Origin of the sequence: Polynucleobacter necessarius (assembly GCF_900096765.1) — a bacterium.
GTDB lineage: Bacteria > Pseudomonadota > Gammaproteobacteria > Burkholderiales > Burkholderiaceae > Polynucleobacter > Polynucleobacter necessarius_F.
This window is the reverse complement of sequence record NZ_LT615228.1, coordinates 527442-547672: the sequence shown is the minus strand read 5'-3', so window position 1 is coordinate 547672 and position 20231 is coordinate 527442. Positions and strand designations below refer to the sequence as shown.

16 protein-coding genes, 2 tRNA genes, 2 pseudogenes and 1 riboswitch are annotated in these 20231 nt (G+C 46.9%); of the genes and pseudogenes, 16 read left to right on the top strand and 4 right to left on the bottom strand.

All coding sequences use genetic code 11. The features are described 5' to 3' along the window. Positions 1 to 32 precede the first annotated feature (32 nt). Complete coding sequence (locus DXE33_RS02855; RefSeq protein ID WP_114638542.1) at positions 33 to 992, top strand: XdhC family protein; 960 nt, start codon at positions 33 to 35, stop codon at positions 990 to 992. 3 nt (positions 993 to 995) lie between these two features. Here DXE33_RS02855 and parC read toward each other — a convergent pair whose 3' ends face one another. Then, positions 996 to 3290, bottom strand: a complete 2295-nt coding sequence (gene parC, locus DXE33_RS02850; RefSeq protein WP_114639700.1) for a DNA topoisomerase IV subunit A — start codon at positions 3288 to 3290, stop codon at positions 996 to 998. A gap of 170 nt (positions 3291 to 3460) precedes the next feature. Beyond that, entirely contained in the window at positions 3461 to 5449 is a 1989-nt protein-coding gene (locus DXE33_RS02845) for a DNA topoisomerase IV subunit B (RefSeq protein WP_114638541.1), read from the bottom strand. A gap of 79 nt (positions 5450 to 5528) precedes the next feature. On the opposite strand from DXE33_RS02845, the gene DXE33_RS02840 reads away from it, so the two are divergent. The 10 genes and pseudogenes from DXE33_RS02840 (at position 5529) to DXE33_RS02800 (ending at position 14583) form a co-directional block, all read left to right on the top strand. After that, positions 5529 to 6749, top strand: a complete 1221-nt coding sequence (locus DXE33_RS02840; RefSeq protein WP_114638540.1) for a CaiB/BaiF CoA transferase family protein — start codon at positions 5529 to 5531, stop codon at positions 6747 to 6749. Continuing rightward, positions 6749 to 7984 (top strand): annotated as a pseudogene (locus DXE33_RS02835) (MFS transporter). Before DXE33_RS02840 ends, DXE33_RS02835 begins: the two are co-directional and overlap by 1 nt. Continuing rightward, positions 7977 to 8135, top strand: coding sequence for a hypothetical protein (locus tag DXE33_RS09585; protein WP_162785394.1), 159 nt, complete (start codon positions 7977 to 7979; stop codon positions 8133 to 8135). Before DXE33_RS02835 ends, DXE33_RS09585 begins: the two are co-directional and overlap by 8 nt. A 46-nt stretch (positions 8136 to 8181) precedes the next feature. Next, positions 8182 to 8256: transfer RNA gene (locus DXE33_RS02830), tRNA-Arg, on the top strand. A 179-nt stretch (positions 8257 to 8435) separates the two neighbouring features. Continuing rightward, positions 8436 to 9269, top strand: a complete 834-nt coding sequence (locus DXE33_RS02825; RefSeq protein WP_114638539.1) for an NUDIX hydrolase — start codon at positions 8436 to 8438, stop codon at positions 9267 to 9269. 76 nt (positions 9270 to 9345) lie between these two features. Then, a riboswitch (TPP riboswitch) is annotated at positions 9346 to 9454 on the top strand. A gap of 37 nt (positions 9455 to 9491) precedes the next feature. After that, positions 9492 to 11417 (top strand): annotated as a pseudogene (gene thiC, locus DXE33_RS02820) (phosphomethylpyrimidine synthase ThiC). A 23-nt stretch (positions 11418 to 11440) separates the two neighbouring features. Beyond that, a complete protein-coding gene (locus DXE33_RS02815) occupies positions 11441 to 12586 on the top strand; it encodes an FAD-dependent oxidoreductase (RefSeq protein ID WP_114638538.1) in 1146 nt (381 codons plus the stop codon). Further along, complete coding sequence (gene thiS, locus DXE33_RS02810) at positions 12577 to 12774, top strand: sulfur carrier protein ThiS (RefSeq protein WP_114638537.1); 198 nt, start codon at positions 12577 to 12579, stop codon at positions 12772 to 12774. Before DXE33_RS02815 ends, thiS begins: the two co-directional genes overlap by 10 nt. A 34-nt stretch (positions 12775 to 12808) precedes the next feature. Beyond that, complete coding sequence (locus tag DXE33_RS02805) at positions 12809 to 13627, top strand: thiazole synthase (protein WP_114638536.1); 819 nt, start codon at positions 12809 to 12811, stop codon at positions 13625 to 13627. Between the two features lie 14 nt (positions 13628 to 13641). Next, positions 13642 to 14583 carry a thiamine phosphate synthase gene (locus tag DXE33_RS02800; RefSeq protein WP_114638535.1) on the top strand — a complete coding sequence of 314 codons (942 nt, stop codon included), beginning with the start codon at positions 13642 to 13644 and terminating at the stop codon, positions 14581 to 14583. On the opposite strand, the gene DXE33_RS10345 is transcribed toward DXE33_RS02800, so the two are convergent. Together DXE33_RS10345 and thiD are read right to left on the bottom strand one after the other, a co-directional pair. Further along, on the bottom strand, positions 14580 to 14870 hold the full coding sequence (locus DXE33_RS10345; protein ID WP_269460011.1) for a bifunctional hydroxymethylpyrimidine kinase/phosphomethylpyrimidine kinase: 291 nt from the start codon (positions 14868 to 14870) through the stop codon (positions 14580 to 14582). The two genes, DXE33_RS02800 and DXE33_RS10345, sit on opposite strands and share 4 nt — an antisense overlap. Continuing rightward, the gene (thiD, locus tag DXE33_RS02795; protein WP_269460010.1) at positions 14854 to 15465 is read right to left on the bottom strand and encodes a bifunctional hydroxymethylpyrimidine kinase/phosphomethylpyrimidine kinase; all 612 of its coding nucleotides are present in this window, start codon (positions 15463 to 15465) and stop codon (positions 14854 to 14856) included. Before thiD ends, DXE33_RS10345 begins: the two co-directional genes overlap by 17 nt. Positions 15466 to 15486: 21 nt before the next feature. Here thiD and DXE33_RS02790 point away from each other — a divergent pair. The 5 genes from DXE33_RS02790 to DXE33_RS02770 all read left to right on the top strand — a co-directional run bounded on the left by DXE33_RS02790 (position 15487) and on the right by DXE33_RS02770 (position 20225). After that, a tRNA-Asn gene (locus DXE33_RS02790) sits at positions 15487 to 15562 on the top strand. Between the two features lie 83 nt (positions 15563 to 15645). Continuing rightward, a complete protein-coding gene (locus tag DXE33_RS02785; RefSeq protein ID WP_114638534.1) occupies positions 15646 to 16965 on the top strand; it encodes a peptidase U32 family protein in 1320 nt (439 codons plus the stop codon). A gap of 134 nt (positions 16966 to 17099) precedes the next feature. After that, positions 17100 to 17501 carry a hypothetical protein gene (locus DXE33_RS02780; RefSeq protein WP_197711971.1) on the top strand — a complete coding sequence of 134 codons (402 nt, stop codon included), beginning with the start codon at positions 17100 to 17102 and terminating at the stop codon, positions 17499 to 17501. A gap of 21 nt (positions 17502 to 17522) precedes the next feature. Then, on the top strand, positions 17523 to 18422 hold the full coding sequence (locus DXE33_RS02775) for a transporter (protein ID WP_114638533.1): 900 nt from the start codon (positions 17523 to 17525) through the stop codon (positions 18420 to 18422). A 54-nt stretch (positions 18423 to 18476) separates the two neighbouring features. Continuing rightward, positions 18477 to 20225 (top strand): IlvD/Edd family dehydratase, encoded by a 1749-nt coding sequence (locus tag DXE33_RS02770; RefSeq protein WP_114638532.1) that lies wholly within the window; start codon positions 18477 to 18479, stop codon positions 20223 to 20225. Positions 20226 to 20231 lie beyond the last annotated feature (6 nt).

The window sequence follows — 20231 nt, the reverse complement described above, 5'->3', positions numbered from 1 at the left end:
ATAAGAATCACAAAAATAGAACATAAAAGATTATGAATAGTACCGATCTAAGCGTCCTCAAATCTGCCGTGAGCTGGCTTGGTAGCGGTCATCAGGTTGCCATTGCCACCGTCGTTCAAACCTGGGGATCTGCCCCGCGGCCTGTTGGTTCTTGGTTGGCCATACGCCAAGATGGTCAAGTAGCAGGCTCAGTATCGGGGGGTTGCGTTGAGGATGACCTCATTAGCCGAGTACAGACAGAAATTTTGAGGCGAGAGACACCAGAAATGGTGGTTTATGGCGTTAGCCAAGAAGAGGCTGCGCGTTTTGGCTTGCCGTGTGGCGGAACATTGCGCCTTCTAGTTGAACCAAGACCTGAGCTTAAGGTACTTGAGAAATTACTAGCCGACATCTCTTCCCATCAAATCACAAAACGCACAGTCAATATTGCAACGGGTAAATCCACCCTGTCTAGCGGCAATCGCAATAATGAGTTCTCTTGCAATGATATTCAGATGTGCACTACCTATGGACCACGCTGGCGCATAGTGATCATCGGCGCAGGTCAACTATCTCTGTATACGGCTGATTTTGCTCTTGCTTCTGACTTTGAGGTCATAGTGATTGATCCACGAGATGAGTATCAAGAAGGTGTTGATCATAAAGAAGTGACTTTCATCAAAGGCATGCCTGACGATGTTCTTCTTGAGATTGGCGTTGACCCACATACTGCAGTCGTTGCTCTCACACATGATCCTAAGTTAGACGATATGGCATTGATGGAAGCCTTAAAGTCGCCAGCGTTTTATGTGGGAGCATTAGGAAGCCACAAAAACACCGAGAAACGCAAAGAACGTCTTTTAGAGTTTGATGTCAGCCAAGATCAAGTTGAAAAACTACATGGTCCTGTTGGACTATCTATTGGAGCACTCACTCCACCAGAAATAGCTATCTCCATTCTGGGGGAAGTGATTGCCGTGAAATACGGCATTACTGTTCCAAAAAAGGTCTAAAAACTAGAGCGCCTTGAGCTTGCCGTCTTTTAGTCGTGGCTCTACGAAATGTCCTTTGCGTGCGCGGTTGCCTGCAAAAGATTTGAGCGTTTTTGCATCCAGACTGAGCTCAGTAGGCTTACCTGCACGACCTGATCCTGAGTAGTTTGCGCCATTGGACCCCACTGCAATCGCGCTAGCAAGCGACTCTTTTTCGTCTAAGCCCATCAAAATGACACCCTTACCACCGGTAGGCAAGCGCTTGAGCTCATCCAATGGAAAGACGAGTAACTTAGAAGCCTCTGACAAACAAGCCACTTGTTTCATGCCTACTTGAACCTTAGCCGCACCAAGTGGTGCGTCGCCAGGATGTTTGGCATCAACGCTGATAAAAGATTTACCAGCTTTGTTGCGCGTGCTCATATCCGAAACATTTGCCAAGAATCCATATCCAGCTTTAGTTGAAAGCAATACGAGATCATCAGGCTGGCCTGCGTAATAGGCAACCATCTGTGAGCCTGCAGCCAAATTAACAAAACTGGTTAATGGCGATCCGTCACCACGGGCACCAGGCAGCTCGCTCACTGGCACAGTGTATACACGACCATCACTACCAAAACCCAGCATTACATCAACCGTTCTCACTTCAAAGGTGGCATAGAGCGCATCACCAGCCTTAAAGCTAAATTGGGTGGCATCGTGCTCATGGCCTTGACGTACTCGCACCCAACCCTTTTGAGAAACGATTACGGTTACTGGCTCATCAACTACCCTAGTCTCAGCAATAGCGCGCTTATCCTCTTGTATCAAGGTACGACGATCATCACCAAAATCTTTAACATCGGATTCGATTTCTTTAATGATTCGTTTGCGTAGCACCGCATCGCTTTGCAATAAACCTTCGAGATCATCCCGCTCGGACTTCAAATTTTTGAGCTCTTGCTCGATCTTTATCCCTTCTAGCCTTGCCAGCTGACGCAAACGAATATCGAGAATATCTTCTGCCTGACGGTCAGAGAGCTTAAATTCCTGAATTAAGTCAGCCTTAGGTTCATCACTGTTGCGGATAATTTTGATGACCTTATCAATATTCAAAAGAACGGTTAAGCGCCCTTCCAAAATATGCATCCGGTCTTTGACTTTATCTAAACGGAACTGGGTACGACGGGTAACGGTAGCCACCCTAAACTCGATCCACTCAGAAATAATTTCTTTTAAGCCTTTTTGGCGCGGACGACCATCATTGCCAATCATCACCAAATTCATTGGCGCGTTAGATTCGAGGGAAGTATGCGCCAATAAGAGATTTACAAACTCATTGACATCAATATTTTTACTCTTGGGCTCAAATACCAAACGTACCGCAGCGTCTTTACTAGACTCATCACGCACACCATCGAGCACATTCAAGATGGTGGACTTCAAGTTATTCTGTTCTGGTGTTAAGGTCTTTTTACCAACCCTTACCTTTGGATTGGTGATTTCTTCAATCTCTTGCAAGACTCTTTGCGATGAAGTTGCGGGTGGCAGTTCATTGACTACTACCTGCCATTGCCCTCTAGCTAGCTCTTCGACCGACCAACGTGCACGCACTTTTAGACTTCCGCGTCCGGTTTCGTATATTTGAGCAATCTCAGCCGCAGAAGAAATAATCTGACCGCCACCAGGGTAATCTGGTCCGGGCATGATCTCCAATAAATCAGTGGTAGAAAGCTTTGGTGATTTCATCAAAGCGATTGCAGCTGATGCTACTTCGCGTAAGTTATGCGAAGGAATCTCGGTAGCCATACCCACTGCAATACCTGAAGCGCCATTGAGCAGCACAAATGGTAAGCGGGCTGGCAATAACTTGGGCTCCTGAAAGGAGCCGTCATAATTTGGAGCAAAGTCGACAGTGCCTTCATCGATTTCACTTAAAAGCAAACTGGCAATCTTGGTCAGGCGCGCCTCGGTATAACGCATCGCCGCAGCACCATCACCATCACGTGAACCAAAATTACCCTGACCATCGATTAATGGATAACGCAGCGAGAAGCTTTGGGCTAAACGAACTAAGGCATCGTAGGCAGATTGGTCACCATGCGGGTGGAACTTACCCAGAACATCACCAACAACACGCGCGCTCTTGACCGGCTTAGCATCTGCACGCAAGCCCATTTCATTCATCGAGAACAAAATACGACGTTGTACTGGTTTTTGACCATCCGCCACTTCTGGCAATGCGCGGCCTTTAACAACGCTAATGGCGTAGTCCAAATAAGCGCGCTCTGCATAAACAGCTAGCGTAAGGCTATCTTTGTTATCTTCATTTAAATCCATGGTCTTGGGATCATGCGGATCCCTGGGGCCGTTACCACCGGCGGATTTGCTTTGAACAGATGGGGCAGCTGGCGCCTCATCAACCTCAACAATATCCATCTCAATCGGATTTGCAAACAAATCTGCTTGTTCAGCTGCGGTATCTTTACCTGGAGTTTTTTTTGTAGTCATTAGATATCTGCCTCAACTTCATTACCGCGCTCTTCAAGCCAATCGCGACGCGCCCCAGATTCTGATTTACCCATCAACATATCCATGGTTTTAAACGTTTCATCTTCAGTCCATGATCCCAAGCTTACTGGTAATAAACGACGTGTATCAGGATTGAGCGTGGTATCCCAGAGTTGCTCAGCACTCATCTCTCCCAATCCTTTGAAGCGAGAAATTTGCCAGGCAGATTCTTTAACACCATCCTTGCGTAACTTATCTTCAATTGCTTGCAATTCATTTGCATCGAGCGCATAAATTTTTTGCGCTGGTTTTTTTCCACGCGCGGGAGCATCAACCCTAAAAAGAGGGGGCCTTGAAATATGGACATGTCCTAGCTCAATCAGCTTAGGGAAATGCTTGTAAAACAGAGTTAGCAGCAATACCTGAATGTGAGCACCATCCACGTCCGCATCGGACAAAATGCATACCTTGCCGTAACGCAAATTTGATAAATCAGGATTGTCGTTAGGCCCATGGGGATCCACGCCAATAGCTACCGCGATATCGTGCACTTCATTATTGACAAACAAGCGGTCACGCTCAGCTTCCCAGGTATTTAAGACCTTCCCGCGCAGCGGCAAAATCGCTTGATATTCTTTATTACGACCCATTTTTGCTGAACCACCAGCAGAATCACCCTCAACTAAGAAGATTTCGTTCTGGGAAATATCTTGGCTTTCGCAATCGGTGAGCTTCCCTGGTAACACGGCAACACCGGAGGATTTTTTCTTTTCTACTTTTTGGCCTGCACGCGTTCTCGCTTGTGCTTGCTTGATTACAAGGTCAGCTAGCTTACGACCATAATCAACGTGTTGATTTAACCAAAGCTCAAGGGCAGATTTTGCATACCCCGAAACCAGACGAACTGCATCACGCGAATTTAAACGCTCTTTAATTTGTCCTTGAAACTGGGGATCCAATACTTTGGCAGACAAAATAAATGATGCACGAGCAAATACATCCTCTGGCATCAATTTGACGCCTTTAGGTTGCAATGCATGCATTTCAATGAAACCTTTTACTGCATTAAAGAGGCCTTCACGCAAACCACTTTCATGCGTACCGCCTGCAGGGGTTGGAATGAGATTGACATAACTCTCACGTACTGGAGCGCCATCTTCCGTCCAGCAAACCACCCAAGCTGCACCCTCGCCTTCAGCAAATGAATCATCATCTCCAGATCCTGTAGCATATTGCTCACCCTCAAACGGAGGAATCACCTCAGGACCGTGTCCAGCCTGAGCTATTGCCTCATTGAGGTAACCACGTAAGCCCTGTGCGTACTGCCAAGTTTGACTCTCACCAGACTTTTCTTGAATGAGGATCACCTTTACTCCAGGCAGTAATACTGCCTTAGAGCGCAATAGACGAATAAGATCGGCCATGGGAATGGCTGAGCTATCAAAATATTTTCCGTCTGGCCATGCACGCACGCGAGTGCCGTGGGATTTGTCTTCTTTTGATGATGGCTTTGATTTGAGTTTCTCAATCACTTTGCCGTCTGCAAAGGTCAAAGTAAATACTTGTCCATCACGCCAGACAGTCACTTCTAAGCGTTTTGAAAGCGCATTGGTGACCGATACACCGACACCGTGCAATCCACCAGAAAATGCGTAAGCACCGCCAGTGCCTTTTTCAAATTTACCGCCGGCGTGTAACTGGGTAAATACGATTTCAACGACGGGTAATTTTTCAGTGGGATGCATTCCCACAGGAATACCTCGGCCATCATCTTCAACGCTAACACTGCCATCAGTGTGCAATGTCACAATAATTTGCTTGCCAAATCCGCCCAAGGCTTCGTCAGAGGCGTTATCAAGCACCTCTTGGATGATGTGTAGCGGGTTATCTGTGCGGGTGTACATTCCAGGCCGCTGACGGACTGGTTCCAGTCCTTTGAGGACCTGAATCGATGATTCGCTGTATTCGGAAGTTTTACGGGTAGCCATGCGCGCAAATTGTAGTCATGTCTTGAGCATAACCCGAACTTTTCCGGAAATCCCCCCTCATCCATGCCAAAATTAGGGCATGGGAGCCTTAAGTCATATTCGAGTTTTAGACCTCAGCCGGGTGCTAGCAGGTCCTTGGTGCGCTCAGAACCTAGCTGACTTGGGTGCTGACGTGATTAAAGTTGAGCGTCCAGGCAGCGGGGACGACACCCGCCACTGGGGCCCGCCTTTTGTAAAAGATGCTCAAGGCGGCGAAACCGAAGAATCTGCCTATTTTATTTGCATCAATCGCAATAAACGCTCGATTACCGTCGACATTAGTAAACCAGGGGGTCAAGAGATCATCCGCCAACTAGTAGCGCAATCAGATGTGGTGCTCGAAAACTATAAGGTAGGTGACTTGGCGAAATATGGTCTTGACTATCAAAGCCTTCAGCAGGTGAAGCCTGATTTAGTGTATTGCTCGATCACGGGCTTTGGTCAAACTGGTCCTTACTCACATCGCCCAGGCTATGACTTTATTGTCCAAGGCATGGGTGGCTTTATGAGCGTTACCGGCGAAGCGGATGGCGTTACAGGCAGCAGCCCTCAAAAAGCCGGTGTTGCAATCGCCGACATCTTCACTGGCATGTATGCCTCCACTGCAATATTGGCCGCAATCATTCACCGCGATCAAACTGGCGAAGGTCAATATATTGATATGTCTTTGCTTGACACCCAGATCGCCGTAATGGCGAATGTATCTAGCGCATATCTGAGTTCAGGCGAGGTTCCGCGTCGTTTAGGAAATGCCTCCTCAACCATCGTACCCTACCAAACCTTCCCCACATCCGATGGCTGGATCATTGTGGCTGCAGGCAACGATGGCCAATTCCGACACTTTGTTACCGCAGGCGGCCAGGCCCATTTAGCGGATCACCCTCGTTACATCAGTAATCCACTGCGTGTTGCCCATCGTGATGAGTTAGTGCCACTGCTTGAAGAGATGACGCGCAAGAAAACAAAGAATGAATGGATTAACCTGCTTGAACAAGCCAATGTCCCTTGTGGGCCAATCAATAATTTCAAAGAAGCGTTTGAGAACGAGCAAGTAATTGCGCGTGGAGTGCAGATAGAAGTCCCCCATGCTACAGCCGGTAAGATGAAATTGGTTGCCAGCCCAATGAGATTGTCTAAAACGCCAACTGAAGTTCGCATGGCGCCACCGACCTTAGGGCAACATACCGATGAAATCCTGCGTGAGCAACTTCATCTTGACGCTAAAGCAATTGAGCAACTTCATCAAAAAGGAATTGTTTAATGAGTCAGTCAGCTACCAAGACTTCCTTGTCAATGAAGCAAGTGTTGATTTATGGTGGCTTGATGGTCACGCTCTCCATGGGCATACGGCATGGCTTTGGATTATTTAATTTACCCATCATCACCATGGCCAATGGTTGGGGAAGAGAAACCTTTGCCTTAACGATTGCACTGCAAAATCTCATCTGGGGCGCTGTACAACCCATTACCGGAGGGTTGGCTGATCGCTTTGGCGCGTTCAAAATCATGGTGATTGGTGGCGCACTGTATGCGCTGGGATTAATCGGCATGGCTGTATCGACCGATGCATTGAATTTCACACTTGCTGGCGGCCTTCTTATTGGCTTGGCACAAACCGCCACAACTTATAGCGTGGTGTACGGAATTTTAGGTCGCAACGTCCCCGCAGAAAAACGAGTTTGGGCCATGGGTATCGCTGCAGCTGCCGGCTCTTTTGGTCAGTTTCTTATGATCCCAGCCGAGCAAGGTTTATTAAGTAGCTTTGGCGCGCAAGATGCGCTCTTCATACTCGGATTAATGGCAAGCCTGATGCTTCCCACTGCGTTTATGTTGCGGGAGTAAAACTTTACCTACATACACCAGCTCGGCGATCAAACTGTATATGAAGCCTTGAAAGAAGCAATGAGCAATCCCAGCTTTCGTTTGCTGACCTTAGGCTACTTTGTGTGCGGGTTTCAGGTGGTATTTATTGCGGTACATTTAGCCCCCTACCTCAAAGATTTATCCACTGCTTTCCCAGCAGTGGGTGCGCCAGCAGTTGCTACCACTGCCCTAGCCTTAATTGGCTTGTTTAATATTTTTGGCACCTACAGCGCTGGCATATTAGGGCAGCGTTTGCCAAAGCGTTACCTTCTATCGGCCATCTACTTAGGTCGCTCAATTGCGATTACAGGCTTTTTGCTAATACCTATCAGTCCAATCACAACCTATATATTTGCGGTGATCATGGGCTTTCTCTGGCTCTCCACGATTCCACTCACCAATGGTATCGTCGCGCAAATCTTTGGTGTCAAATACCTTACCATGCTCTCTGGTTTAATTTTCTTCTCCCATCAACTAGGAAGTTTTTGTAGTGCATTTCTGGGTGGTTATTTATTTGATCGCACAGGATCTTATTCAGTTGTTTGGGAAATTGCGATTGGTTTGGGTGTCTTTGCCTTTTTAGTCAACCTACCCGTTAAAGAGCGTGCGCTTGAACGAGTGGCTCATGCGTAAAGATACAAGTAAAGCGCCCCGCTTACAATTTTGGAAAATCATCATGTATGGTTTTGCTGCGTTTGCCTTACTGTTAATTTTTTCTGCCTACTTCGCTCCCGATATGATGGTTGCCATGAACAATCAAGTCTGGGTCTTATGTGGTTGGTAATCTCAGTGAGTCTATAAAACTGATACACATTCGTTTTATTTCTTGCCTCGCCGTAGCACAATGGATAGTGCACATGCCTCCTAAGCGTGGGATACAGGTTCGATTCCTGTCGGCGGGACCACTCAATGGTGAAAACTTATCCACAGGTACTGTGGATAAATCAGCGAATGCTTTCGTAAGTCGTAGATTTGTATAGCTTGAGCTGGCTTGCTTAAATTCTATGCAGTTGATGGTGTTCAATTGTGGTAGTAAGGATGGGATTTCAGTCTCATTTACCTAATTTCCCTTACACTGCAATGGATGACAACCATATCAAACAGCACGATTGCCGCCCTTGAAGAAATGCTCCAAAATTCGGCGCGTTCCGCACCAGGAGACTATTTACCGGTTTACCTTTCTCGCGGCAATAATGGTGATCTACCGATTGGACACTTAAATCCTGAAATCGCTGGCTACCTGCAAGAATTTCTGAAAGAAAGATCAGTTCCACTAATTTCAATTGGTCATGATCGTTTGACTATTCATTCTGGGAAACCAAAAGATATATCCCATAGCCTACAAATCTTAGCTAACCAAATGCGTATCGGTGGATTTATTCCAGGATGGCGCAATGAAGACTTTGCATGGGTTGATCAAAATGGGCACAAGTACTTCCACCTTGAACGTGCTGCATTTCGCACCTTTGGCTTTCGCAGCATGGCAACGCATATTAATGGCCATACCAAAGGAAATACGATTTGGTTAGGCAGAAGAAGTGAAAACAAACCGACCGACCCAGGCAAGTTAGACAATATTGCAGCAGGTGGAATTTCTGCAGATGAGACACCATGGGTGTGCGCTAGACGCGAACTCTGGGAAGAAGCAGGTGTCCCACCGCAACTTGCCGATGAAATTGAACCCGTTGGACGGATTCATATGCGTCGCCCCATAGCAGGGAGAGGCTTTCATGATGAAGTACTCTTTGTCTATGATTTAGAGCTTCCTCATCAATTTATTCCTACTAATCATGATGGTGAAGTCAGTGGCTTTATCGAAGTTACCTATGCTGAAGCAGCAGCACGCATTCTGGCCGATGAATTTACCAGTGATGCCGCTTTTGTCACCGCCGACTTCATCTTGCGTCGCAATAAATAAGTCTTTAAGCTGGTTTTAGACCTCCAGTTGATCAACATCATGATCCGGGTGCGGGTTTCGTGGTTAAATAAGCTCAAGGATGAAACAGGGGTGCCCTAAAGAGCAGAATTTGCTTTAAGGTGCTGAGAAAGACCCTAGAACCCGATCCAGGTAATGCTGGCGTGGGGAGTTACATCAGACCGACACCCGGTTTCGTCCATCTAAAACAGCAAGGAGATGGACATGAGCAAAACCAAACACGAGATTCCCAGTTTAAAAAGTCTTGAGCGCGACTTCGGGCAAAAATTTGCCTACCCCGCATCGACCAAAACTTATTTACAGGGGTCACGTGCTGATATCAAAGCTCCGATACGCATGATTGAGCAATTACCCACTCGTGTTGGTGAAGAGCTAGTTCCGAATCCCCCTGTTCCGGTTTACGACACCTCAGGTCCTTATAGCGATCCTGAAATCGTCATCAATCTCGAAAAAGGTTTGCCGCGACTGCGTGATGCTTGGATTAAAGAACGTAATGACACCGAACAATTAACTGGCCCAAGTTCAGGGTATGGTGTTGCACGCTCAAAAGATGAGGCAACTCAGAGCTTACGTTTTGCCCATATCAGCGCACCTCGTATAGCCAAAGCTGGCCATAACGTGAGTCAAATGTATTACGCTCGTAAGGGCATTGTGACGCCTGAAATGGAATACGTTGCTCTACGTGAATCCATGGGTTTAGAGCAACTGCGCAAAGATCCCGCATACAAGCAATTACTCAAGCAGCACCCCGGCAAAGGGTACGGAGCTAATCTGCCAGAAATTGTGACTGGCGAATTTGTTCGCTCTGAAATCGCTGCAGGTCGAGCAATTATTCCTGCCAACATCAATCACCCAGAATTAGAACCTATGATTATTGGCCGCAACTTCCGCGTCAAGATCAACGGTAATCTGGGTAATTCGGCGGTTACCTCCTCCATTAATGAAGAAGTAGAGAAGATGGTTTGGTCGATTCGCTGGGGCGCTGACACCATCATGGATTTATCCACAGGTAAGCATATTCATGAAACCCGCGAATGGATTATTCGTAACTCACCAGTTCCGATTGGTACAGTGCCAATTTACCAAGCGCTGGATAAAACTGGCGGTATTGCAGAAGACCTCACCTGGGAAATGTTCCGCGACACTTTAATTGAATAAGCTGAGCAAGGGGTGGATTACTTCACTATCCATGCTGGTGTATTGCTGCGTTATGTACCACTAACTGCAGATCGCATCACTGGTATTGTTTCCCGTGGTGGCTCCATTATGGCCAAATGGTGTTTAGCTCACCACAAAGAAAACTTCCTTTATACGAAGTTTGATGAAATTTGCGAAATCATGAAAGCCTATGATGTGTCATTTAGCTTAGGAGATGGTTTGCGCCCCGGCTGTATTGCTGACTCGAACGATGCAGCACAATTTGGCGAGCTTCATACTCTAGGTGAATTAACTGCCAAAGCTTGGAAGCATGATGTTCAAGTCATGATCGAAGGTCCTGGTCACGTTCCAATGCAACGCATTGAAGAAAATATGACTGAAGAGCTCAAGCATTGCTTGGAAGCTCCCTTCTATACTCTTGGACCGCTCATTACCGATATTGCTCCTGGCTATGATCACATCACCAGCAGTATTGGCGCCGCGCAAATTGGTTGGTACGGCACGGCAATGCTTTGCTATGTCACACCGAAAGAGCATTTAGGTCTTCCCGATAAGGAAGATGTTCGTGAAAGCATCATCACATATAAGATTGCTGCACACGGGGCTGACTTAGCTAAAGGCCTGCCTGGCGCCCAAGTGCGTGATAACGCGTTGTCGAAAGCCCGATTTGAGTTCCGCTGGGAAGATCAATTCAATCTTGGCTTAGACCCCGAACGTGCACGTGAATATCACGATGCCACCTTGCCAGCCGAAGGCGCGAAAATTGCCCACTTCTGCTCGATGTGCGGACCGAAGTTTTGCTCGATGAAGATTACGCAAGAAGTACGTGACTACGCAGCTACCTTGGATGCTGATGGTAATCCAAAGAACAATTCCAAAGTCATCCCCATTACGGCATCGACAGACCCGCAAAAAGGAATGGAAGAAATGTCTGCAGAGTTCCGTAAACGCGGTAGTGAGATTTATCAGTAAATATTCAGTAAACGATCTCCCTCATGAATACATCTGCACTATCAAAAAGTAAATACGCTGTTGTTGGGGCCGGCCTAATGGGCCGCCTCATCGCAGTTACGCTTGCTCAAGGTGGTGCGCAGGTGGACGTCTTTGATCAAGGAAAGCCAGATGCTACTGGCGCAGCGGCGCGCATTGCCGCTGCGATGTTGGCACCCTTAGCTGAATCTGCAATTACCGAAGATAACGTTGTCCGTATGGGCATCCATAGCTTGCCTCGCTGGAAAGAGTTGATTGAACAGTTAGCTAAGCCAGTATTTTTTCAACAAGATGGCACGCTGATTTTGTGGCATCGCCAAGATGCCGCCGAAGCAGAACGCTTTAGTCAACATCTAGAAAAAAATTGTTTACACAATCCACAGCTCCCGTTACCAAAAAAGCTCACCAATCATGAGCTACGTCATCTAGAGGCTGGTGTTGCTGATCGCTTTACTCAAGGCCTTTACTTACCTCATGAAGGTCAATTAGATAACCGGCAACTGCTAGATGCACTGCTATATGAGCTGAGTGTTCTCAAGGTTAACTGTCATTGGAATTCTCAGATTGATCCAGCTAGCCTTCGTGAAAAGCATGGTTATCAATTTGTGATTGACTGCCGCGGCACTGGAGCAACAGCAGCCTGGGCTAATGATGCCAACTCCCTACGAGGCGTTCGTGGTGAAGTGATTCGCTTGTATGCCCCAGAAGTAAAACTGCATAGGCCAACACGTTTAATTCATCCGCGTTATCCCATTTATATTGCACCCAAAGAAAACGATGTTTATGTCGTTGGAGCCACTGAAATTGAGTCGGATGATCTTTCTGAAATGAGCGTGCGCTCTGCGATGGAGCTTCTGAGTGCAGTCTATACCGTACATAGCGGTTTTGCTGAAGCGCGCATCTTAGAGATGGCAACGCAATGTCGCCCTACTTTAAAAAATAATTTACCGCAGATCCGCGTTCAAAAAGATCTAGGACTTGCTGATCTGATAATGATCAATGGCCTCTATCGCCACGGCTTTATGATTTCTCCGGCAATTTTAGATTGCGCCCTAGAATTAATAGAGCAAGGTCATAGTAATTCCGCTTTAGACTTAGGCTTAAGTATTGTTTATCAAGCAAGCAACAGCGAGGTCGGCGTATGCGCGTAATCGTCAACCAAGTTGCATACGAGCTACCAAGTCACAGCGTCATTACTGATGCGCTCTCGCTGATTAATGCAAAACCCCCTTATGCAGTCGCCGTGAATCTGAACTTTGTACCCAAAACCCAGTATGCGGAATATACCCTGCATGAGAACGATCAAATTGAAGTCATTGCCCCAGTGACTGGTGGCTAAAGTCTTTAGATAAATTCACCTCCCTACGTTACTTATGACAGCTCCGTTACCAAATAATCTCAGCAGTGCTGATGCGCTAGTCCTGTATGGTGAGAGTTTTGCCAGTCGCTTGTTACTAGGTACTTCACGCTACCCATCACCACAGGTTTTAGAAAATGCTGTAAATACAGCAAACCCGGCGATGATTACGGTGAGCTTGCGCCGTCAAGGCACGAGCACGACTGAGGCGCATAGCGGCTTTTGGGATTTACTTAAGAAAATAGCTATACCAGTATTGCCCAACACTGCAGGTTGCCATAGCCCTCAAGAAGTAATCACTACTGCGCAAATGGCAAGAGAAGTTTTTGAGAGCGATTGGATTAAGCTCGAGTTGATTGGCGATGACTATACATTGCAACCAGATACTCTGCGCCTTGTGCAAACCGCCGAGACATTAATTAAAGATGGTTTTAAGGTATTGCCATATTGCACTGAGGATTTAATTTTGTGTCAGCGCTTAGTGGATGTCGGTTGCCAAGCGATCATGCCTTGGGCTGCTCCTATTGGTACCGGTCAGGGGCCCTTAAATCCTTATGCCATGAAACTATTGCGCGATCGCATTCGGGTGCCGCTGATTGTGGATGCTGGATTAGGCCTACCCTCTCACGCTTGCACAGTGATGGAATGGGGCTTTGATGGCGTCCTTCTCAATACCGCTGTAGCACTTGCCAATGATCCCGTTGCTATGGCTAAAGCCTTCGCTACGGCTGTGGGTGCTGGTCGAACTGCTTACCTCTCCGGTGCTATGCAGCCCCAAGCATCAGCCCAAGCCAGCACTCCATTAGTTGGTACTCCATTTTGGCACCAGTCATAAAGTAGACTAGTTCCATGAGCCTGATTCGAGACCTCGCCGATCAAATTGTGAATGCCCATCGCAATGATGATTTATGCATTCCGATTCCGCAGTTCTCGCTCAGCTCTCCCCCACCCCGAATTGACAATGAAGCTGCTACCGATCACTACGAGTTAGCGGGAGCCTTGGCTGCTATTGAAATGGGTTTTATCGAATCCGATGCTAAGGTGCTCGGTAAGGCATGGTCACGCATGACACTGCAGGATGGGGGCTTTAATCCTTTTAAGTGGCCCAGTAGACCAGAGCATTTTGACTTGCTCCCCTGGACTCGCAATATGAACCCTAATGCATTCAAAGAGTGTCCTAAGCGCTTAGGTTTGTATGGCGTGATGCCTGACGCCGATTGGGTAAAACGCATGGTTGATGCTCAGATTCCTACAGTTCAATTACGCTTTAAATCAGAGGACAGCTACAAAATCAGAAAGCAGGTGCGCGAGGCCGTTAAAGCAACTGAAGGAAGCAAAACCCTTCTTTTTATCAACGACTTTTTTATCAACGACTATTGGCAAGAAGCGATTGATGCACAGGCTTATGGCGTTCACTTGGGACAAGAAGACTTAGCTACCGCTGACCTTGGGCAGATTCGTGAAGCGGGTCTGCGACTTGGCTTAAGCACTCATGGCTATGCTGAGCTTGTTATTGCGGATCGTTTTTGTCCTAGCTACATAGCGATGGGTGCTGTATTTCCCACCAATCTCAAAAAAATGCCCACGGCACCTCAAGGACTTGGACGTCTCTATCAATATGCCAAGCTCATGAGCCATTACCCTTTGGTGGCAATTGGCGGAATAGATCAGGATAGTATTCATGCTGTTGCTAAGAGTGGTGTTGGTTCAGTAGCAGTTGTACGCGCCATTACTCAAGCAAAAGATCCCAAGGCGGCAGTCAAGCTTTTGCAAGAATTAATGCAAGCTTAAGAATTCTTGTTTTCATCCAACAAAACTGTTGAATAGAAATCATGCATATGCCACAACGGCCCAGGACCCTCACCAATACTAAGGAACCGCCCCGCTTCAAGGCCTGCTTGCACATAAGCAATGGCTTTTGCTACGGCATGCTGCAGATCATGCCCATCAGCTAAATAGGTGGCAATAGCGGAAGCCAAAGAGCAACCAGTGCCATGCGTATTCACTGTATTAACGCGGTAATGCTTATACTCTTTAAACTGCACTACCTCAAGCCCATCTTCAATAGTGCGCCACATTAAAAAAATCAGTAAGCTGGGTATGCGTCCTATCTAAATGCCCCCCTTTAATTAGGACTGCTTGAGGACCCATATCTAACAACTCTTGCGCAGCAGATGTAAAGTCTTGCGGTCCATTGATATCACGACCCAACAATAAAGATGCTTCGTCTAAATTGGGTGTCACTACTGTTGCAATTGGAAAAAGTTCAACAATCATGGCTTGGGCAGTGTCATCGCCTCCTAAACTGGCGCCAGAAGTTGCTCGCAAAACTGGGTCAAGGACGATGCGTTTGACGTCATGTTTGCGCAAAGTGCTTGCAACCACATGGACAATTTCTGGACTAGCTAACATGCCAACCTTGACAATATCAGCGCCAATATCTAACAAAACAGCATCAATTTGTGCTTCCACCACCTCTAAGTCAACATCTTGGATGCGAGTTACGCCCATTGTATTTTGAGCAGTAATCGCAGTGATCACCGACATCCCAAAACCGCCCAATGCCGTAATTACCTTCAGGTCAGCCTGAAGCCCCGCCCCGCCGCCACTATCGGACCCAGCGATGGTCAATACTTTGGGGATCTGCACAGAAGTGGGAAGAAGTGATTTCATCTTGCTATAATATCGGCTTATTCCTCGATAGCTCAGTCGGTAGAGCGCCGGACTGTTAATCCGTAGGTCCCTGGTTCGAGCCCAGGTCGAGGAGCCAAACAATAAAAACCACCTTTTTTAGGTGGTTTTTTCTTTTTCAGCCCCCACACCAAAATACGGCTGCCGCACTAAAATACTCAAATGAAGAAGATCCCTGAACTCCTAGCGCCTGCTGGCAGCCTACAAATGCTCCAAACTGCTTTTGATTTTGGAGCAGATGCCATTTATGCAGGTCAGCCCCGCTATTCTTTACGAGTTCGCAATAATGACTTTGGCAAGATTGAAGTATTAAAACAAGGAATCGATACTGCCCACAATTTGGGCAAGAAGTTTTATTTAGTCTCCAACTTATTGCCTCATGGTGCCAAAACACGCACCTATATAAAAGATATGTCTCCTGTGGTGGCTCTAAAACCTGATGCTCTGATCATGTCTGATCCAGGTTTAATCATGATGGCTAGAGAAGCATGGCCAGATATGCCGATCCATTTATCTGTGCAAGCCAATACAGTAAACGGTGCCTCTGCTAAGTTTTGGCGCTCAGTAGGCATTAGTCGCGTGATTTTGTCTCGTGAACTATCTTTTGATGAGATTGAAGAAGTTCGTCAAGACTGCCATGAAATGGAATTGGAAGTATTTGTCCATGGTGCTCTGTGTATTGCCTACTCTGGTAGATGTTTGCTTTCTGGCTACATGTCTCACCGCGATTCGAATCAAGGGGCTTGCACCAATGCTTGTCGCTGGGATTACAAGGTAAAGCCCGGTCAACAGGTGTCTAGCGGTGATGTTGTACTCCTTCAAGAGGCTCGTCGTCCCGATGAATTAATGCCGATGGAAGAAGATGAACACGGTACCTACATCATGAATTCCAAAGATTTACGCGCCATTAAACATATTGAGCGTTTAACAGCAATGGGTGTTGACTCTTTCAAAATTGAAGGTCGCACCAAGTCACCTTATTACGTCTCTCGTACCTGCCAAGCTTATCGCGCTGCAATTGATGATGCCGTTGCTGGAAGACCCTTTAACACTGCTTTGCTTGGCAATCTAGAAGGGCTTGCAAACCGTGGTTATACCGACGGCTTTTACGAGCGTCACCACGATAAGGAGTATCAGCTCTATATGCGAGGTCACTCACTCTCTGGAAGAAGTCTTTATGTGGGCGAGACTCTCGACATTGATAAAACGTCTGGTCGCGTGAAGGTAGAGGTAAAAAATCGTTTTTCAGTTGGCGATAAACTGGAAATAATTGAGCCCCATGGAAACCAAGATCTTGTTCTCGATGCCATGTGGAATATGAGTGGTGAGCCAATTGATGTTGCGCCTGGTTCTGGGCATGTCGTATGGATTAAAGCCCCCTTTAAAGGGAATAAAGCTTATATTGCCCGCTATACCCATGAACCAGCTCCGGTAGAAACTGCCAGCGCATGCTCTAGCGGCGAATCTTGCTGCAACGCCTAAATAGAAACCCCTCATGACTAACACACCAGACTCCAGCCCACAGCCTCATACCTTAAAAGACAAGGCAATCGACGAAGCCAAGAAACTTTGCCTTAACTCTCTATTTTGGAAGTTGGTTTTGCGCCCTTTCTTTTTTGGCTGTAACTACTTTAGACGAAAGACCTATTCCCCTTGAAGTATTTGGTATCGCCATTATCAAAGCCGCAATTTCCGCAAAGTTCCTTTTAATTGCACAGGCCATTTTCCCAATCAAAGTAAATAGTGATCATGGGGTGATTCGCTCTATGCTCATTGAATCCTTTGTATACCTCATCATTGTTTTAGCTTTAAATTACATTGAAGCTGGTGTTGAGGGATTAATACATGGCAAAGAATTTTTTAGCTCCATGCTCTCATTTGGTCAGCGTAGTCCTTTGCATGTATTGGCCATGTCGATTGTGTACTGGCTTATCGTCTGGCCTTATTTGGTTCTAATAGGCATGCGCTTACAGTTGGGATCAACGGCAACGCTCAGAATCTTATTTGGCTCCAAGTAGTCATTTTGGGCAAAGTAAACCTTGATTAGTCCTTTTCGCTTGGCTGGCCTCATTCCATATTTAGTTCTAATCTTTTTCTTTGCAGCACTCACTTCGCTGAGCGCCTCCGCTCAAGAAATTGAAGCACGCGCCTATTCCAATGCGCCGATTGGAATGAACTTTATCAGTGGTAGCCTTGCACAAGCTAAAAGCGGCTCCTACACCTTAAACACCCAAGCCATTAGCACTACACACGTACTTGATGTTGCCGGTCAATCCGGAAGAATCACCCTATTGCTACCCTATTCTGAGCTATCAGGCACTGGCACGCTCAAGGGCCAAGCCATTAATGCGTCTGCAGAAGGCCTCTCCGATCCTGTGATCAAGGCATCGGCTAATTTATATGGTGCTCCAGCGCTTACCAACAGCGAGTTTAAAAATTACCAACAAGATCTCATTATTGGCGCTAGCCTTGCCGCTTCCATTCCCTGGGGAAAATATAACAGCCAACAAATGGTGAACGTTGGCGCCAATCGCTCTGTCATTCAACCAGGCTTTGGGGCGTCGCAGGCCATCGGGCCCTGGCGTCTAGAGTTGGCCACGATGGCCAGTATTTATACGAGCAACACCAACTATATGGGTAGCAATACTCTATCTCAAAGCCCTTTATATTCGGGCGAGTCGCATGTGATTTACTACTTTCCAAATACTGCCTGGATTTCTGCTGATGCAACCTATTTCACCGGAGGGCAAACTTATATCAACGGCCTGCCTCGCACTGGTCAACAAGAAAACTGGCGATTTGGTAGCACACTATCCTATCCGGTGGATAAACAGAACTCCATTCGCTTAAGCGGCACTAAAGGGGTGTATTCACGAACCGATGCTAGCTATAACGCTATGGGCATCTCTTGGCAATTTCGTTGGGGCGGCACTCCCTAGGTGCAATTTAGCCCCTATAGCTACAATCGATAAATATAAGACATCGAGACAAGCATGACATCCAAGCCAAAAGACCCTAAATCCGCACCTGAAACTGGTTTACGCAAAGGCTTAACTAGCTATGGTGATAAAGGCTTTTCTCTATTTTTACGCAAAGCCTTTATCAAAGGCGCAGGCTATACCAATAGCGCTCTAGATCGTCCAGTAATTGGCATTATCAATACTGGCAGCGCCTACAACCCCTGTCATGGAAATATGCCTGCGTTATTAGAGGCGGTAAAGCGCGGCATCATGCTTGCTGGTGGCTTGCCCATGGAATTTCCGACGATATCCATTCACGAAAGTTTTGCTGCTCCAACCAGCATGTACCTACGCAACCTCATGTCGATGGATACCGAAGAGATGCTGCGCGCTCAACCCATGGATGCAGTTGTCATGATTGGCGGTTGCGACAAGACGGTTCCCGTACAAATGATGGGGGCCGCCTCTGCTGGTTTGCCTGCCATTCAGCTCATCACTGGCTCGATGCTAACAGGATCGCATCGTAATGAACGTGTTGGCGCCTGCACAGACTGCCGCCGTTACTGGGGAAAATTCCGCGCAGGTGAAATTGATGAAATTGAAAAGGATGAAGTCAATGACCAGCTTGTTGCCAACGTAGGTACCTGTTCAGTGATGGGCACTGCCAGTACGATGGCTTGCATATCTGAAGCGCTGGGCATGACTGTGCCTGGTGGTGCAACACCTCCAGCAGTCACTGCTGATCGCATTCGTATTGCTGAAGAAACTGGCGCTTGCGCAGTTCAAATGGCTAAAGATGGTTTAACGATTGACAAAATATTGACCGCTGATGCTTTCGAAAACGCTATACGGGTTCTCTTAGCGATTGGAGGCTCAGCCAATGGCATCGTTCACTTAGCAGCGATTGCTGGCCGCATGGGCCTAGAAATTGATCTTGCAGCACTAGACAAAATGGGCAACGAGACTCCTGTCCTAGTCGATCTAAAACCGTCAGGCGATCATTACATGGAGAATTTCCATGATGCCGGTGGCATGGCTACATTGCTTCGCGAACTAAAATCCTTGCTCAAACTCAATGCATTGACGGTGACCGGCAGAACCTTAGGCGAAGAAATTGATTTAGCACCACCAAGCTTTAAGCAAGATGTCGTTCGCAAGATTGATAACCCCATTTATCCACGGGGAAGTATTGCCGTATTACACGGCAACCTAGCGCCAGGAGGCGCCATCATCAAACAATCTGCCGCTAATGAAAAACTCATGGAGCACGAAGGCCGCGCAGTAGTTTTTGAAAATTCTGAAGATTTAGCCAATCGAATCGATAGTCCAGATTTGGATATCACTGAGAATGACATTATTGTGTTGAAAAATATTGGGCCCAAAGGCGCACCAGGAATGCCAGAGGCTGGTTATATTCCGATCCCAATTAAATTGGCTAAAGCGGGTGTAAAGGATATTGTGCGCATTTCTGATGGTCGTATGAGTGACACTGCTTTTGGCACCATTGTTTTACATGTCACCCCAGAATCCGCTATTGGTGGTCCGCTAGCCCATGTCCGCAATGGCGATCGTATCCGCCTATCCGTTCAGAACCGAGAAATCAGTTTATTGATCTCCGATGAAGAATTAGCCAAACGTGCCATTGAAAATCCCATCTCACCGCCTACTGCTGAGCAGGGTTATAAAAAGCTCTTCCTAGATACCGTCACACAAGCAGACCAAGGTGTCGATTTTGATTTCTTAAGGGCGACAAAAGTGGTGGGTAAAACACCGAGCAAATAAGCTGCT